This window comes from Aquaspirillum serpens DSM 68 (genome assembly GCF_000420525.1).
GTDB lineage: Bacteria > Pseudomonadota > Gammaproteobacteria > Burkholderiales > Aquaspirillaceae > Aquaspirillum > Aquaspirillum serpens.
The window spans coordinates 13,869-30,745 of record NZ_ATVC01000030.1 but is presented as its reverse complement, the minus strand read 5'-3'; the positions used below and the strand labels follow the sequence as shown (position 1 = coordinate 30,745).

Here is a 16,877-nt window from a genome sequence, read left to right as displayed (position 1 = left end):
TGGTGGGTCGGGCGAGATTCGAACTCGCGACCAACGGATTAAAAGTCCGCTGCTCTACCGACTGAGCTACCGACCCCTCGAAAAGAGAACGAAACTATACCGAAGCTTAAAAAATACGTCAACAAAAAATCATCAAATTAACGAATTTTTTCTAACTGAGCGACAAATTCCTGCGCGGAAACAAAGCCGATAATCCGTCCGCGTTCAGTGCCATTCAAAAAAAGCATGATACCGGGTGGGCCATACAGGCCGAATTGCTTTAATAACGCTTGGTGTTCGCTGTTGTTGGCCGTGACATCGGCCTTGAGGCGAACAAATCGTTGCAACGCCTGTTGCACCTGTGGATCAGGTAAGGTGTTGGCTTCCATCTCTTTACAGGCTACACACCAATCTGCATAAAAATCCAATAAAACAGGCTGTCCGTTGGCGTTGCGTAAGGCTTGTTGCCATTCGGCTACGTTGTTAATTTTTTGAAAAGGCAGTAACTGCGTAGCCGTGTTGGCAGTTTTACCCTGTAAAAAGGCTAACGGTTGCCAAGGATGATGGCTGCCACCGAGTGCACCAATCCATTGCGCGCTACCCACAAGCAATAAAATCAGTGCCAATAAACGAACAAACAGATCTCTACGGCTGATACGGCGCGGTAAGCGTTGAAATAACCCCAAAAAAACTGCACACCCAAGAGCCAAACTTCCCCACAAAGCCAAGGACAAAGCAGACGGCAGGAATGGGCTGGCAAGGTAGATGGCCAGTCCTAACATCACCACCCCAAACACCGCTTTGACCCGATTCATCCAATGTCCGGCGCGTGGTAAAAAATGGCCGCCTAATGTGCCAACTAACAAAAGAGGCAATCCCAGCCCCAAGGCCATGAGATACAGTGCCGCACCACCAAACCACGCATCACCGGTGCTGCCAATATAACCTAGCGCCACTGCCAACGGCGGCGCGACACAAGGCCCCACAATCAGCGCAGACAGTGCACCCATCACAAACACCGACAATAAACGGCCACCGGATAACTGATGTCCGCTTTGATGGAGACGACTTTGCCACGCGGCAGGCAGTTGAATGTGGATGACATCAAACATCGCCAGTGCAAACAATACAATCAGCGCGCTGGCAGTCAGCATCACCGCCGGTTGTTGTAACCACACGCTTAATAAACTCCCCGTCAGACCGGCGGCAATGCCGATCAGGGTGTAACTGAGTGCCATCCCCTGCACATAACTCATCGACAACCAAAACCCGCGCCAGCGTGTTAAATGGCTACCCTGACCAGCAACAATCGCCGAGATGATAGGGATCATTGGGTACATACAAGCAGTGAGGGCAAGGCCGAGGCCTGAAATAAAAAACAGGGCTAAACTGCCCCAGCGTGAGGAACTGGCGAATTCACCTAACCCACTGCCCTGTGCTGGTGGAGTAGAGGAAGAAAACCATTCTTGCCAAGCACTGGGCTTGTCTTGCGGTGTCAGTTTGATGGTTTGTGGTGGATAACACACGCCGACATCGGCACAGCCTTGCAATGAAACAAACAAAGCCCACTGCCCTGTTGGTGGGGCGCTGAGTTGGTGCTCAGTGGTAAGACGATGGCGATAGATACCGGTTTGACCAAAAAACGGATCTTTTTTGTCTTCGGCGGTGGGAAGCGGCTGATGTTGTAAAGCTTGTTCGGGTTCGATTCGCCATGCCAATTTATCGCGATAGAGATAGTAACCGTCAGCAATTTGATAATGCACACGCAGCAATGTGCCTTGCTGTTCTAATCTAACTTGGAACGCTTGTTCTGGTGGTAATAGATCATCTTGCTGTAAAGCCCAGCCTAAACCACTCCACAACATGGCACAAATCAGCAGAATACTTCGCCACCACGTTAACATTGTGTGTTCCCTTGGCTTGAAATGGTTTCATTGTTCACCCATGTCAGATAGGCAGGTAAACCTGCTGCCACTGGCCACGCAATGATTTCTGGTGTTTCATACGGGTGATGTTGTTGTAAATAGCGTTCAACGGCGGGATAGGCAGTAGCCGTGGTTTTACACAATAAGGGAATTTCTGTGGCTTGTTCAATTTGGCCTTGCCAGCGATAAATCGATTGCACCGGCGACAACAGATTGACACAAGCGGCAAGCTGCTCACTGATTAAACCCTGTGCTAAGCGTTCGGCACAGGCAAGATCGGGGGCATTACATAACACGAGCCAAACTGGCTGAGATTTTTGGATAGCGTTCATGCGTATCTTTCTTCTATTACTGTTGGGGTTTCCCCTGCTCGAGATGGGCTTGTTGGTGTGGCTCGGCAGCAAATTTGGGTTGTGGGTGTTGTTGTGGTTGATTGCCACCACCGTACTCGGTGTGATGATGCTGCGTCATTATGGTGTCAGTGCCTTGTTGCCGGTGTGGGGCATGATGCGGCAAGGGCAAATTTCGTTATATCAATTGTTATGGCCGATTCGTTTTGTAATCGCTGGGGTGTTATTCCTGATTCCTGGGGTGTTGACTGATATTGCCGCCATTTTATTACTGTTACCTTTCGGGGGGCCGGCACTACAGACGCCCTCGCCAGCGTCCTATGGTGAATCGCCCTTTACTCCACCCCCTCGCAGTGGCGCAACCGCCGGCGAACATACGACCATTGATGGTGAATATCAACGTGTGGATGATGCACCGCCGCCACGTTTGCGTGATTAAGCGCCCTGCTCCCAGCGCGAGATTGTCGCCAGTACGGTGGCGCTGGGTTGCTGAATAATGACCACTTTACGGCGGCTGGTTTCGCCACTGCTTAAACACAGACTGCGCATAGGGATGGCAAGTTCCTCGGCTAAAAAGCGCAACAGGGCTTGATTGGCCTTGCCGTCAACCGGCGGTGCTGCCAAGCTAATTTTTAATGCTTCGCCATACAAACCCACGATACGGGTTTGTTTTGCCCCAGGCTGGATATGCAAGGTTAAGCGTATGCCTTGTTCTGTTTCGGTAAAAAATGCCATTTATTTTGCCAAAGCATCAAAAACCGCTTATTTTACCCTGTGCTACCAAGTTAACTTAAGGAGAGTTATAAATGGATATTGGAATTTCTGATCAAAATCGTGCTGAGATTGCCGAGGGTTTATCGCGCTTGTTGGCTGATACCTATACCCTGTATTTGAAAACCCACTACTTCCACTGGAATGTCACGGGTCCGATGTTCCAAACACTGCATTTGATGTTTGAAACCCACTACAACGAATTGGCATTGGCGGTTGATTTAGTGGCCGAGCGTATTCGCTCGTTGGGCCATATCGCCCCCGGTACTTACGCTGCTTATGCCCGTTTGTCGTCGATTCAAGAAACCGAAGGCGTGCCCAAGGCTCAAGATATGATTCGTGAGCTGGTAGCGGGGCATGAGGCTGTCTGTCGCACTGCACGCAGTGTGTTTCCTTTGGCAGAAAAAGCCTCGGATGAATCGACTGCCGATCTGTTGACTCAGCGTCTGCAAGTGCATGAAAAAACGGCATGGATGTTGCGCAGTTTGTTAGAGAACTGATCGATTGCTTTACTCTGACGTCTTAGGCAGGCCATTCTGATGCAGGATGGCCTGCAGTTGTTTTAGCAATCCGTTACACTTGCCGCTTTCATGCTTTGTGGTTGCCCTTGCATGTCTGCTTTTACTCTCTCTTCTTCTTACGATGCCCGTCCCTTTTGGGTGGCGGTGGCTATTTCTTTGGTGTTGCATATTGCCGTATTGGCGGGTGTGCGTTTTGTGGTGCCCAATCCTGAGAAATTCGTCAATACCGTTGCGCTCGATGTGGTGTTGGTTAACAGTAAATCGGCACAAGCACCGGAAAAACCGGATGTGCTGGCACAAACTAATTTAGACGGTGGTGGTAATACTGATGAGCCAAAACAACGCGCTGCCACGCCGCTGCCGCCACAGGCCAATGACACGCCTAATAATGCGTTGACCATTAAACAAGCACGGCAAAAGTCGCTTGAAACGGAATCTGACCGTCTAGCGCGGCAATTACGCCTACCCGGTGAAGGGCCAACGGAGCAAGTCGAACGGAAACCGGCGCCGGTGCAAAACTTTGACCGCAGTGCTTTGCTAGAACAAGCAAAAGACATTGCGCGCTTAGAAGGGGAAATTGCCGAGCGTCATCATGCTTACCAAACTCGCCCGCGCCGAGCGTTTTTTGGTGGGCGGGCGCGTGAGGCTCGTTTTGCCCGTTATGTGGAAGATTGGCGTTTGAAAATTGAACGGGTGGGCAATTTGAACTATCCACAAGCCGCCCGCGATCAGGCAATTTACGGCAGTTTGATTTTGAGTGTCGAGATTCGTGCCGATGGCAGTCTTGCCCGTGTCAAAATCGACCGCAGTTCGGGTGAGGACGTCTTAGACGAAGCAGCAAAGAACATTGTTAAACTGGCGGCTCCCTACTCTCGTTTCCCCGAAGAATTGGCCCGCGACTACGATACCTTAACCATTGTCCGGACATGGTCGTTTACCCGAGAAAACCAGCTTGCGACCAGTGGTCGTGATTAACCGAGTGAGAATTTCTGATGTATGAAGTGAACCGCAGTGTGGTGATTGTCAAACCGAAACAGCCATTTGCCGATTGGTTGGCCACCTTAGATGTGGAATGGCCGCAAGATGCGCCGCCATCGTTGATGCAGCTACGAGAAGACTGTAATGCCTTCTTAATTCCGCCGGCGGAAGATGTGACCGACGCCAAGGACTATATCCGGCAGCATTGGCAAGATATTTTTGAAGGGGAATTGGCCGATTGGACTGAAGATGACAGCGAATGGCCGGCTAAACGCACCCCCAATATTTTTCAACAGTGGTTTGAAGTGGAACTGCATTCGGTGTTGACTGATCTATGTGAAGACAGTCTCGACCGTGAAAGCTTTGTGCCGATTGCGCTGAATGCTTTAGGCAGCAAAGACTGAACCCATTGCCTGCTACTGAAAGAAAGAATACCCGATGAGTGACACCAAAAAACATCAAATCGATATTAAAGTGCGTGGCTATCACTTAGATGTGTATGGTCATGTCAACAACGCCCGTTATCTGGAGTTTTTAGAAGAGGGCCGTTGGGCTTTTTTTGAATGTAACCATAGCTTAGAACCGTTTTTGCAATCAGATATCGCCTTTGTGGTGGTTAATATCAATATCAACTACCGCCGTCCTGCCTATATGAATGAGGTGTTGACAGTCGAAACCTTTATCAGCAAGGTCGGTAGCCGCAGTGGCACGATTAAACAAGTGGTGTCTCTCAGTCAAACCGGCGCTGTGGTGGCTGATGCCGAGGTGACCTTTGTCTTATACGATGCGAAGCAAGACCGAGCGATTGCGATTGAAGGCGATATGCGGCAATTACTGGAACAATTGTTAGTGACAACTGAGGTCGCACAATGAAAAAAGCCCTGCTTGCTCTGGCATTGCTGGTCGTAGTGGCGGTGGTGGGTTTGGCCCTGACCGACAAAGAAATGGCACCGCAGGCCAATTTCACGACCTTAGAAGGGGAGAATCATCAATTTGCGGCGTTACGCGGCAAAGTGGTGTTGGTGAACTTCTGGGCAACCAGTTGCCCCGGTTGTATCCAAGAAATGCCTGACTTGGTGAAAACTCATCAGGCTTATGAGGCGAAGGGTTATACTACTGTGGCGGTTGCCATGAGTTATGACCCGCCGAATTTTGTGCGGGAATATGTCAAAACCAACCGCTTGCCTTTCATGGTGGCATTAGACAGCGATGGCGGCTTGGCGCGTGCATTTGGTGATATTCAGCTCACCCCAACCAGCATTCTGATTGATAAAGAAGGCCGGATTGTGAAACGCTATTTGGGTGTACCCAATTTCACCGAGCTAAATCAACTGATTGAAGAAAAACTTAAGGCTTAGTGCCGCAGACTGGGCAGGTGGGGTCGGCGTGTAAATTCACATAACGCCACTCACCTGCTATCCCATCATAACGTCCCAAACGACCGCGCTGTTTGCTGGGTAGATGTAACAGCAATTTCAATGCCTCGGCTGCCTGACTACAGCCAATAATCCCCACCAGCGGTGAAAATACGCCGAACAACGCGCACGGCCCATCTTGGTTATCACCTTCCGCCGGAAACAGACAATGGTAACAACCTGTGGTAGCTTGGCTGGCAGGGTCGAACACCGCTAATTGCCCGTGAAAACGCACGGCGGCACCAGAAACCAACGGTGTTTTTGTCGCAACACAAGCGGCATTGATTTGATGACGGGTCGGGAAATTATCGCTGCAATCGAGCACCACATCAGCCAACTGAACCTGTTCGAGTAAGGCCGATCCTTCTAGGCGATGGGGCAGGGCAAGCAGGCTAATATCGGGGTTGATGTCGCGCAGTTGGGCAACGGCAGATTCGGCTTTATTCCAACCAAGACGAGATTGTTGGTGAATGATTTGTCGCTGTAGATTGGTGAGGTCAACGCTGTCGTCATCACAGATGACTAAGCTACCCACACCGGCGGCAGCGAGGTAAAGCGCGGCGGCGGCTCCCAAGCCACCGGCTCCAATCATTAATACTCGAGAGGCAAGCAGCGCCTGTTGGCCGGCAATATCAATTTCATCTAACAAAATATGCCGACTGTAACGGCTTAAATCACGGTCACTCAATTCCACCACGAGTTAGGTCTCTTCGGCATTTTTACGCATAAAACGAATATCGAGCTGTTTCAACTTGCGATAGAGATGGGTGCGTTCTAACCCAACTTTATTAGCCACACGGCTCATATTGCCTTTCTCAATCGCAATGTGATATTCGAAATAACGCCGTTCAATTTGCTCGCGCAATTCGCGCAGTGGCAAATTAAAGTCGAACAGACTGTCTTCCAATGGCCGTTCTTGGCGGAATTGCGACAACACCTTATTGACCGATTCAACGGTGATTTCGTCCTGATCGGCGGTCAGTGCCAGACTCTTGGTGATGCTTTTGAGTTGTTCTAAGTTACCAGGCCAATCGTACTGCCGTAGGGCATTTAAGGCAGCAGTGCTAAAGCGGCGTGAGGGTACCTGCTTGGTCTCGACCATTTCATTTAAAATTTGCTCGGCCAGTTCAACAATATCCTCGGCTTGCTCACGCAAACTCGGCACCGGAATGATGATGCTTGATAGCGAGGTTAAGAGGCGGTTGTCGCACTCATTATCAATCAACAACTCTTGCAAGGGACGACTACAGGAACACACCAAGCGCACGTTATAGCGGTCGAGTTTGCTCAGGAGAAATAACAGACCTTGTTGAATGCGGCGCGGGTAGTTACCAATTTCTGCCAGATATAACACGCCACCATTGGCTTTTTGTAACAACTCCAGCGGGGTATCTGCCAGCTGTTCTAATTTATTGGGCACAATCCATGGTGTATTGGCTTGATGGAAAAAACGCGCCACCAGTTCAAACCCCACACCACGTTCACCAGTCAGCAACACCGGCGATTTGACATTTACCACTCGCTCTAATTGGCGTTTGAGCTCTAAGATGGCCGGCGATTTGCCGAGCCGATCGAGGTTAAGGCTCTTTTTTCCTTGCATATCGCCATATTTCAGTGCTCGTTGGATGGTGCTTAACAGCTTTTGTAGGGCAATCGGTTTTTCTAAAAAATCGAAGGCGCCGATACGGGTGGCCTCAACCGCCGTATCAATACTGGCGTGACCACTCATCATAATGACCGGCATATTGAGTTGGCCTAATTTTGCCCATTCTTTTAATAAGGTGACGCCATCACAATCGGGCATCCAAATATCGAGCAAAACTAAAGCAGGGCGTGTTTGATCCCGTAGTTGGCGGGCAAGTTCGGCATTTTCCGCCAAGGCGACGGTGTAGCCCTCATCTTGTAAAATTTCTGACAAGAGTTCTCGAATACCGATCTCGTCATCGACGATCAAGATGTCGCTACTTCGCATGGTGTCTCCAATAAGGGCAACGTGAGCACCACCTGTGCCCCTCCTTCGGAGCGATTCCCGACGGAGATATTGCCCTGATGTTCTTCAAGAATTTTTTTCACTACTGCCAAGCCTAGCCCTGTCCCTTTGGTTTTATTGGTGACATAAGGCTCGAAAGCACGAGGCAAAATGTCGGGATTAAAGCCAGGCCCGTTATCATTAAAAATTATGACGCAAGAATTCTGCGATTCGCTAGTGCTAATGTGAAGCATTGGCTGGGGAACGTCAAGCATTGCATCTTGCGCGTTGCTAAGTAAATTATGCAACACTTGGCGTAGTAAAGTCGCATCACCCAAGATAAATAGTGGTTGTGGATACAGTGTCAGTTGAACGTCAATATAGCCTTCATACAACGCCAATACGTCCCGTAAGAGGTCGTTCACGTCCAGTTGAATCAGTTTGGCGCTAGGGGCGCGGGCATAATCGCGGAAGGCATCTACCATCCGCTTTAACGCTGCTACTTGTTTGACGATAGTATCGGTACTGCGCTGAAGCATATCGGCATCGCTGGCTTGTAACTTATCTGCCAGCTTCATTTGCAAGCGTTCTGCTGATAGCTGAATTGGGGTCAGTGGATTACGAATTTCATGCGCCAAGCGTTTAGCGACCTCACCCCATGCCGCGTCGCGTTGTGCACGCACCAATTCGGTAATGTCATCAAATACCAACACCACACCATGACCACGACTATCCAGTAGGCGAGTGCCGCGTGCTAATAACAAGCGTTCACCTTGGTTGGCGCTGTAATGTAACTCACATTGCCAATCATGGTTGCTGTGTAGGGCATCGGCTTGTTGCAGCAGCATTTCTACTACTGGCGCAAGATGAGGCTGATAGGCCGGCCAGTCGGCCAGTGGGTAGTCTGCCAATGGGGTGAAATCAACATCTAAAATACGCTCGGCACTGAGATTGTGAGCACGCAACAGGCTTTCACCATCAAACGCCAACACCCCCGCCGACAGATTGCCCAAGATGCTTTCTAGATAGGCTTTGTTCGCTTCGATTTCGGCTCGTGACGCATCGGTATCGGCCCGTGCTTCTGCCAACTGCCTTGTCATGCGGTTAAACATGGCTGTCAACACTCCAAGCTCATCGCGTCGATGGACACGGTGCTTACGGGAGAAGTCGCCTTTTGCTACGGCGCGGGTGCCGGCGGCAAGGTCGGATAGCGGGGCGGAAATGCGCCGCGATAGCAACATACCCAGTGCAATCGCTGCAAATAAGGCTAACAACAAGGTGACAGTGAGGGTTTGCCGATACAGCTGTTTTAAGCCATCACGAGATAAAGCCAACTGGCGATATTCGGCGCGGGTGTTTTCAACCAGTTGTGCATCTTCAACAATTTGGGGTGGGGCTGGGTGGAGCAGCTGTAATAATTTGCGGTCGCCACCATTCCACCCCAAAGGTTGGATGGGCAGCACCACTCGTAGCGCCAAAGCATGACCGCCGACCGATTCAATGGCACGGTAGCTGCCGCCGTGTTGCACGCTAATCAACATCTCTGGCGTGGGCCGCATTGGACTGAGGCTGGCGGCTTCGTTACCAGCAAAGGCCAATAAACGCCCCTTGGCATCAAAAACGGCAATTTCTTGCACCCCAAGTTGCTCACGTAAACGTGATAACAGTAATACTGAATTGGTGCCGCTGCTTGGCTGTTCTGCCAAGGTGCGGGCGGTGTATTCGCCTTTATTCGCTAGATCGGCTAGCAGATAATCGAGGGCATTGCGGCCAAGATTTAAGCCACGGTCTAACGCTGCCTCGACCCGAACATTAAACCAGCTTTCGATGCTGCGATTGAGGAACAGGACCGACACCGTAAACAATAAAATACCCGGCAAGACACTGACTAAGGCAAACATGGTAACCATGCGCCGTGTCAGTTTTGCACCAAACACCCGCGCCTTAATTTCTAACCGCAGTTGCCACAGCTGCCGGCCAATCAGGGTACCTAGCCCAACCAGTAATAGACCATTGAGGGCAAACAGCTCCCAATACCAATCCGCAAAGCGCGAGGTGCTACCACTGGCCATCGCCAATAGATACAACAGCAAGGTGCCAAGCGAGGCGAGTGCTAATAGCCAATAACGCATTATTTCTCGCTCCCACGTTCAGCATTGTCGAATAATGTCAGATTCACCCACTCCGAATCCAATACCCATTCTTGCGAGCTCATAATATTGAGTTGGAACGGGCGCGGCAGTTGTGAACGGTCTAACACCAAGCGGACACGGCCACTAAAGTCTTGAATTTTTGCTTTTCCTACCGCCTCGCGTGGTAAGACACGCCAACCACGAATCCCCCCGATACTGGCTAAAGCATCGTTGAGCGTCAGGTGGTTTTGATATAACCCCCCGCTGCTGATGCGGTATTGTTGAGTCAGAGAGAGATAACTAAGCTTGTAATAAATTTGCGCGGTTGGTTCAAACCAATCGGAAATCCGCCGCCACAGTGCATAGCTGCGCGGACGGGTCAATTCAAAATCTAAGCGGAAAGTCAGTGGCACGCCTTGTTCTAAGGCATCCAACAAGGTTGGGTTGAGATGCACAGCAAAGCGGGTGTTGACCGCCAATGCCCCTTCGACCAACTCGGCAGATGCCACGCGTGCTTGTGCGCCACGAGGCTCGGCTTGTGCCCATGGACTGATCAAACAAGCGCACAATAAACCGAGGCGCATAAGGGAGAACACGGCTTGCATGGAGAAGAGGCTTTATCCGTTTTTCTGTAATAGCGCGTAGAAAAAGCCATCATGATGACTGGTCGGCAATACCGCATGTTGCCAGACTAAGTTTGCATCGCGATGGCGTTGTAAAAATTGTTCGATTTGTTGTTCGTTTTCGCTGCGGAAAATCGAACAAGTGGCATATAACATCTTGCCGCCGTTGGCTAAGGTCGGCCACAGTGCATCAATCAATTTTGCCTGTTGTTGGGCAAATTGACGGATATCGGTTTTACGGCGGTTCCATTTCACATCAGGATGGCGGCGCACCACACCGGAGGCGGAACACGGCACATCGGCCAAGATGCGGTCAAATGTTTTGCCGTCCCACCATTTTTTGGTCTCTGCTGCATCCGCTACCTGACACTTGGCTTGTAGCTGCAAGCGTTGTAGGTTTTGTTCGACACGGCGCAAACGCTGTGCATCATGGTCGAGCGCCAGTAAATCCAACTGATATTGTTCCAGTAAATGGCAAGTTTTCCCCCCAGGGGCCGCGCAGGCATCTAATACCCGCATGCCATCCTGACAATCGAGGTAATCGGCAGCCAGTTGTGCGCCGATGTCTTGTACCGAACAACTGCCAGCAAAAAAGTTGGGTAATTTATCGACATTCACTGGTTTGGTCAGGCGAATGGCAAGCGGTGCCTCGCCTTGGCGCACTGGTAACGCAACCAAGCTGGCGGCTAATTCTGCTTGTTCTAGCTGTTGCAAATAGTCGGCTGCAGTTTGTTGGCGCAGATTGACCCGCAGACTCATCGGCGGATGTTCATTGCTGGCTTTTAAAATCGCTTTCCAGTCTTTGGGATACTGACTGCGTAATTCAGCAATCCACCAATCTGGGTGATTCCAAAATGCGACGGTATCGCGAGCGAGTTCGGTTTCTAAGGCTTCGCGTTGGCGTAGAAACTGCCGCAATACGGCATTCACCAACGATTTGAACTTACCGTTTTCGTGCTGGGTGGCGGCACGCACTGCATGATCGACAATGGCATGTTGGGCGGCGCGGGTGTGTACCAACTGATAGATTGCCACGCTTAGCAGTGTATCGACAAAACGATCTGCCAATGGTGTTTTCAACAGTCGTGCCAATGTTGCCTGCAACCAACCATAGTGCCGCAACGTACCATAACACAGGTCTAATAGGGCGGCGCGTTCTGCTCCAGACAGTTCAGGATGTTGTGCCTGAGTGCTGTGCAGTTGGTCACTGAGATTGCGCCCATTGAGAACGTTGAGCAAGGTATGGCTAGCAAGGGATTGCAGGATGAACATGTAAAACTACCGTCACAGAGGTGAAAAAACAGCCACAGCGGTCTAAGGCTGTGGCTGTAAAAAAGAGGCTAATTGTAGCGCAAGTCTCTGGCTTGATGGCGGTTTCGACAGTTAAACACGATGATCCATGTCAAAGGCCGGTACGGCTTCTTGGCAACTGTGGCCCACAATCCGTGCCGGTACCCCTGCTGCTGTGCAATGGGCAGCGACATCTTCGAGCACCACGCTACCGGCGCCAATTTTGGCGCCATCACCCACGCGGATATTGCCAAGAATTTTTGCTCCTGCCCCAATCAACACCCCAGAACCGATTTTCGGGTGTCGGTCGCCGCCTTGTTTTCCCGAGCCACCGAGGGTGACGCCATGCAAAATCGACACATCATCGCCAATCACCGCCGTTTCTCCCACTACAAAACCGGTGCCGTGATCGAGCATCACACCCCGCCCAATTTTGGCTGCGGGGTGAATATCCACCCCGCTCATTTCCGAGATACGATTTTGTAGGAACAAAGCTAACGTTTTGCGCCCTTGTTGCCACAGACAATGGGTAATGCGATAGCACTGAATGGCGTGAAAGCCTTTGAAAAACAGAAACGGTGTCGAGTAATTGCCACAGGCAGGGTCGCGCTCGTAGTGGGCGCGAATATCGGCACGTGCAATGTCTACTAATTCCGGATCACTTTGATAGGTTTCCTGAAACAGCTCGAGCAAGGCGCGGCCATCCATGACATGACAGATCAGTTTGCTGGATAAATGAAACGCTAACACGTCTTGAAAGCTGTTATGCCTCAACACGGTCATGTGCAAAAAACTCGCCAACAGCGGTTCTTCTGCCGCTGCTGTGCTGACTTCTTGCCGAATCGATTGCCAAATCAGATCTGTCTCAACTGCCATTATGCTTCACCTAAACGCGCTTGATGGCGGGCAATTTGCGCTTGCACTTGTGCTGGCGCGGTGCCGCCGAGGTGATCGCGTTGTGCCAACGAACCTTCTGGTGTTAAGACGTGATACACATCTTGTTCAATTTGGCTGGAGAATTGTTGCAATACTTCAAGGGGCAAATCCGCCAAATCACACCCAGCTTGTTCGGCATGACGTACTGCTCGCGCTACCACTTCGTGACTATCGCGGAACGGCAGTCCTTTTTTCACCAAATAATCGGCTAAATCGGTGGCGGTAGCGAAGCCTTGCAGTACCGCACTGCGCATTGCATCGGCTTTAACTGTGATGCCGCGCATCATGTCAGCGTAGATGCGCAGGGTATCAATCAGGGTATCGATGGTGTCGAACAGCGGTTCTTTGTCTTCTTGATTGTCTTTGTTATATGCTAGTGGTTGCGACTTCATTAGCATTAACAAAGCGAGCAAATGTCCGGTCACGCGACCACTTTTACCACGCACCAATTCCGGTACATCGGGGTTTTTCTTCTGTGGCATGATCGAACTGCCGGTGCAGAAACGGTCGGCAATATCAATAAAGCCAACACGTGGACTCATCCACAAAATCAATTCTTCAGACAGGCGCGATAAATGCACCATCACCAAGCTGGCTGCTGCCGTGAATTCAATCGCAAAGTCACGATCACTCACCGCATCCAAAGAATTTTGGCAAACATCATCAAAGCCCAATAATTGGGCGGTGTATTGGCGGTCAATCGGGAAAGTGGTGCCGGCCAGCGCCGCCGCGCCCAACGGTAAACGGTTGACCCGTTTGCGGCAATCCAACATCCGTTCTTCATCCCGCGCCAGCATCTCAACATAGGCCAACAAGTGATGACCGAAAGTAACGGGCTGTGCCACTTGTAGGTGGGTGAAGCCAGGCATGACGGTGGCAGCGTGGGGAGCGGCGAGTTCTAACAGCGCACGTTGCAAGTCGCGCAATAATTGGCAGGTGGTATCGATTGCACCGCGCAGATAGAGGCGAATATCGGTAGCCACTTGGTCGTTACGGCTGCGGCCTGTGTGTAAACGTTTACCCGCATCGCCAATTTTGTCAGTCAGGCGTTTTTCGATGTTCATGTGAACATCTTCTAAATCGACACGCCATTCAAACTGTCCGCTGCGAATGTCGTTTAACAGTTCGGCCATGCCTTGTTGAATTGCTGCTAAATCCTCGTCTGACAGCACTTTAGCGCGATTGAGCATTTGTGCATGGGCTAAAGAACCTTGAATATCACATTCGGCCATCCGTTGGTCGAAAGACACCGAGGCTGTATAGGTTTTGACTAATTCGCTGACTGGTTCGTTAAAGCGACCAGACCAAGTGTTGTTTTCGTGCATAAGAATTCCGCAGCAATAAAGAGGCGCGTTGTGCAACGCAAAGAAGACTATTTTTCTCTCAAATGACAGGATTGGCAAGAAGCGGTTTTTTGCTGCTATTGATTTGGCGGATGCGCTGCGCTTATCCGCCCTACCATACGCTTTAGCTGAGGGCGGCGGTTAATCATCCCAACTGGGTAGTGGCCGCGTAAGCCACGGTGTGAATTCTGCGATAGGTAAGGGACGGGAGAGCCAATAGCCTTGCAAAATTTGGCAGCCATGCTCACGCAAGAAAGCCGCTTGCTTGACGTTCTCGACCCCCTCCGCCACCACTTCTAGCCCCAACGTTCTTGCCATTGCCAATACCGTTTCTGCAATGGCGCGGGCGTGGGGATCGGTTTCAAGGTCGATCACAAAAGAACGGTCGATTTTGAGCTGGTTAATTGGCAGGCGTTTGATATAGCTTAGGCTGGAGTAACCGGTTCCAAAATCATCAATCGACAGCTTCACGCCCAAACCGGCTAACTGTTGCAAGGTGCGAATGGCTTGTTCAATGTCACTCATTAACATGCTCTCGGTGAGTTCGAGCTCCAACCGTTCTGGATTTAACTGATAGCGTTGAATCAACTCTGACACCCTATCCACTAAATTAGCATCACTGAATTGCACTGCAGATAAATTGACAGCAGCAGACAAGGTGATGCCTTCTTGCTGCCATTGTGCTAATTGACGACAGGTTTCTTCTAATACCCAATCACCAATTTGATGAATCAGACCGGTTTCTTCTGCAACGGGGATAAAGCGCATCGGTGGTACTAAACCGAGGTGGGGATGTTGCCAGCGCAATAATACTTCGACCCCAATCACCTGCTGTTCGGCTACACCGAGTTGTGGTTGATAAACCAAGAAAAACTGCTTTTTGCTTATCGCTTCGCGTAAGCCATTTTCCAACGCCAAGCGTTCTGTCATCCGTTGTCGTAGCTGATGGGAGAACACACGACAAGCATTGCGCCCTTCCAACTTCGCTTGATACATCGCCACATCAGCATAGCGAATCAACTCATCGGGCTCTTCTGCATGTTCTGGATAGGTACAAATGCCAATGCTGGGGGTGAGATTGAGGGTGTAATCGGTAATTCGGTAAGGCTGGGACAGTTCATGTGCCAGAATCAGCGCATGTTGTTCTGCCTGTTGTGCATCATATTCTGGCAGACATAATAAAAATTCATCGCCCCCTTGCCGCGCCGCAAAGCCATTTTCACCTAAAAAGTGACTGATACGCTCCGCGACTGCCTTGAGCAGGAGGTCGCCGATAGCATGACCGAGTGTGTCATTAACTTGTTTAAAACGGTCAAGATCGACAAACAACAAACTAAGCGGGCGGTGGTGGGCGGCGGCTTGTTGTACGATGCTGGCTAAACTTTCTAAGAAGGCAGGCCGGTTGGCTAAACCCGTGAGCTCATCATGTTCCGCCAAATAACGCATCCGCCGTTCCTGTGCTCGCCGTTCACTGATATCCCGCAGCACACACCATGTACCACGGACAGAATCACCTTGCACATAAGGAAAAAAACGCACGGCGACTTCACAGCGTCCGCCTTGGCGATTATCTAACACCAGTTCAATTTCTTGGTTGGCTTGTCCGACTTGGCCTAGCAATGAGTTTAAACGCTGGCGCAACATGCCATCCATTTCACTCGCCAGCCAGCTTTGACAAATACTGCCAGTGAGTTGGCTTTTGTCGAGTTGAAACAACTGACACAGGCTAGGGTTGACATCGATGATGCGGTTATCACAATCGAGCAAAATCAGGCCATCGCGACTGGCTGCAAACAAGGTCTGATAACGAGCCGAGGTAGCGAGAATTTCTGCCTGCTGTCGTTCTAGTTCGGCTTGGTTGGCTAACAAATGATCGGCCATTTCATCGAGCGAGGCGCCGAGTTGGGCAATTTCATCTTTCCCTAGCAAATGAGCACGGGCACTCGCCTCGCCTTTGCGCAGCCGATCAACCACTGACATCAAATAGGCTAAGCGTTTACTGATATAACGGCGGAACAATAAAAAAATGATGCCAGACAAGACAACCAACACCAACCACGAGGCCAAGCCCTGTTGCATGGCCATTTGCCATGCTTTGCGCTTATCTGCTGCGAGGTCATAGCGTAAAAATAAGGTACCGATGTGGGCAGAACGCAAAGCATTGTCGCTTTGCCCGAGTCGAATGCCGGCATAGGCATACACCACATTCAAATCAGAAGAAAAACTGACATCACTGATTTCATGTTTCTTAGCGTGTTCCAACCGAGGTAAATTGACTTCAAAACCTAATTCATTCACGCCCTTGCCAGTCCATTCCTGTCGGTTGCCAACTTGCACCACATTATGGCGGTCTAGCACCAATAAATTGAGGATATGTGGCTCACTGCTCATCGACAGAATGACCCGCCTAACATAAGGCAAATCGCCCTCTAGCAGACGCTCGCCAAGTGCTGCATGAATGCGATCTAATTCATTGAGCACCGCCGCTCGTCCCTTTTGTTCAATATCCCGATGCGCCAGCAGCAAACTGCTGCCCAATGACAACAATAACAACAGCGTAATCATTAAAAACCCCAACAACGGTGCGAGCGTGTGTAACGGATAACGCGGGGCAGGTAGAGAAAAACGCGATGGTTGATTCATCG

17 protein-coding genes and 1 tRNA gene are annotated in these 16,877 nt (G+C 50.5%); 6 read left to right on the top strand and 12 right to left on the bottom strand.

Translation table 11 applies throughout. From position 1 onward, the window contains the following. The 3 genes from G465_RS0107440 to cutA form a co-directional block, all read right to left on the bottom strand. A tRNA-Lys gene (locus G465_RS0107440) sits at positions 1–76 on the bottom strand. 61 nt (positions 77–137) lie between these two features. Next, positions 138–1,883 (bottom strand): protein-disulfide reductase DsbD, encoded by a 1,746-nt coding sequence (dsbD, locus tag G465_RS0107435; protein ID WP_022653860.1) that lies wholly within the window; start codon positions 1,881–1,883, stop codon positions 138–140. After that, a complete protein-coding gene (gene cutA, locus G465_RS0107430; RefSeq protein WP_022653858.1) occupies positions 1,877–2,236 on the bottom strand; it encodes a divalent-cation tolerance protein CutA in 360 nt (119 codons plus the stop codon). Before cutA ends, dsbD begins: the two co-directional genes overlap by 7 nt. On the opposite strand from cutA, the gene G465_RS0107425 reads away from it, so the two are divergent. Continuing rightward, positions 2,235–2,693 (top strand): FxsA family protein, encoded by a 459-nt coding sequence (locus G465_RS0107425; protein ID WP_022653857.1) that lies wholly within the window; start codon positions 2,235–2,237, stop codon positions 2,691–2,693. The genes cutA and G465_RS0107425 overlap by 2 nt on opposite strands. Here the strand turns inward: G465_RS0107425 and G465_RS0107420 are convergent. Then, a complete protein-coding gene (locus G465_RS0107420) occupies positions 2,690–2,989 on the bottom strand; it encodes a DUF167 domain-containing protein (protein ID WP_022653856.1) in 300 nt (99 codons plus the stop codon). The two genes, G465_RS0107425 and G465_RS0107420, sit on opposite strands and share 4 nt — an antisense overlap. A gap of 71 nt (positions 2,990–3,060) precedes the next feature. Here G465_RS0107420 and G465_RS0107415 point away from each other — a divergent pair, with 71 nt between their 5' ends. The 5 genes from G465_RS0107415 to G465_RS0107395 all read left to right on the top strand — a co-directional run bounded on the left by G465_RS0107415 (position 3,061) and on the right by G465_RS0107395 (position 5,882). Beyond that, a complete protein-coding gene (locus G465_RS0107415) occupies positions 3,061–3,525 on the top strand; it encodes a Dps family protein (RefSeq protein WP_022653855.1) in 465 nt (154 codons plus the stop codon). A gap of 111 nt (positions 3,526–3,636) precedes the next feature. After that, positions 3,637–4,521, top strand: coding sequence for an energy transducer TonB (locus tag G465_RS13945; protein WP_022653854.1), 885 nt, complete (start codon positions 3,637–3,639; stop codon positions 4,519–4,521). Between the two features lie 17 nt (positions 4,522–4,538). Further along, positions 4,539–4,928: a hypothetical protein gene (locus G465_RS0107405; protein ID WP_022653853.1), complete on the top strand. Its 390-nt coding sequence runs from the start codon at positions 4,539–4,541 to the stop codon at positions 4,926–4,928. Between the two features lie 34 nt (positions 4,929–4,962). Then, complete coding sequence (locus tag G465_RS0107400) at positions 4,963–5,397, top strand: acyl-CoA thioesterase (RefSeq protein ID WP_022653852.1); 435 nt, start codon at positions 4,963–4,965, stop codon at positions 5,395–5,397. Next, complete coding sequence (locus G465_RS0107395) at positions 5,394–5,882, top strand: TlpA disulfide reductase family protein (RefSeq protein WP_022653851.1); 489 nt, start codon at positions 5,394–5,396, stop codon at positions 5,880–5,882. The genes G465_RS0107400 and G465_RS0107395 overlap by 4 nt, the downstream gene beginning before the upstream one ends. On the opposite strand, the gene G465_RS0107390 is transcribed toward G465_RS0107395, so the two are convergent. From G465_RS0107390 to G465_RS13940, 8 genes are all read right to left on the bottom strand, one after another. Next, complete coding sequence (locus G465_RS0107390) at positions 5,872–6,636, bottom strand: HesA/MoeB/ThiF family protein (RefSeq protein WP_022653850.1); 765 nt, start codon at positions 6,634–6,636, stop codon at positions 5,872–5,874. The two genes, G465_RS0107395 and G465_RS0107390, sit on opposite strands and share 11 nt — an antisense overlap. 3 nt (positions 6,637–6,639) lie before the next feature. Continuing rightward, complete coding sequence (locus G465_RS0107385) at positions 6,640–7,911, bottom strand: sigma-54-dependent transcriptional regulator (RefSeq protein WP_027405276.1); 1,272 nt, start codon at positions 7,909–7,911, stop codon at positions 6,640–6,642. Beyond that, the gene (locus tag G465_RS0107380; RefSeq protein ID WP_022653849.1) at positions 7,890–10,040 is read right to left on the bottom strand and encodes a sensor histidine kinase; all 2,151 of its coding nucleotides are present in this window, start codon (positions 10,038–10,040) and stop codon (positions 7,890–7,892) included. Before G465_RS0107380 ends, G465_RS0107385 begins: the two co-directional genes overlap by 22 nt. Further along, positions 10,040–10,624 carry a DUF4390 domain-containing protein gene (locus tag G465_RS0107375; RefSeq protein ID WP_022653848.1) on the bottom strand — a complete coding sequence of 195 codons (585 nt, stop codon included), beginning with the start codon at positions 10,622–10,624 and terminating at the stop codon, positions 10,040–10,042. The genes G465_RS0107380 and G465_RS0107375 overlap by 1 nt, the downstream gene beginning before the upstream one ends. Before the next feature lie 33 nt (positions 10,625–10,657). Further along, a complete protein-coding gene (rsmB, locus tag G465_RS0107370) occupies positions 10,658–11,935 on the bottom strand; it encodes a 16S rRNA (cytosine(967)-C(5))-methyltransferase RsmB (protein ID WP_022653847.1) in 1,278 nt (425 codons plus the stop codon). 111 nt (positions 11,936–12,046) lie between these two features. Next, a complete protein-coding gene (cysE, locus tag G465_RS0107365; protein ID WP_022653846.1) occupies positions 12,047–12,829 on the bottom strand; it encodes a serine O-acetyltransferase in 783 nt (260 codons plus the stop codon). Beyond that, positions 12,829–14,214: an argininosuccinate lyase gene (argH, locus tag G465_RS0107360; protein WP_022653845.1), complete on the bottom strand. Its 1,386-nt coding sequence runs from the start codon at positions 14,212–14,214 to the stop codon at positions 12,829–12,831. The genes cysE and argH overlap by 1 nt, the downstream gene beginning before the upstream one ends. 159 nt (positions 14,215–14,373) lie before the next feature. Beyond that, positions 14,374–16,875, bottom strand: coding sequence for an EAL domain-containing protein (locus G465_RS13940; RefSeq protein WP_022653844.1), 2,502 nt, complete (start codon positions 16,873–16,875; stop codon positions 14,374–14,376). Positions 16,876–16,877 lie beyond the last annotated feature (2 nt).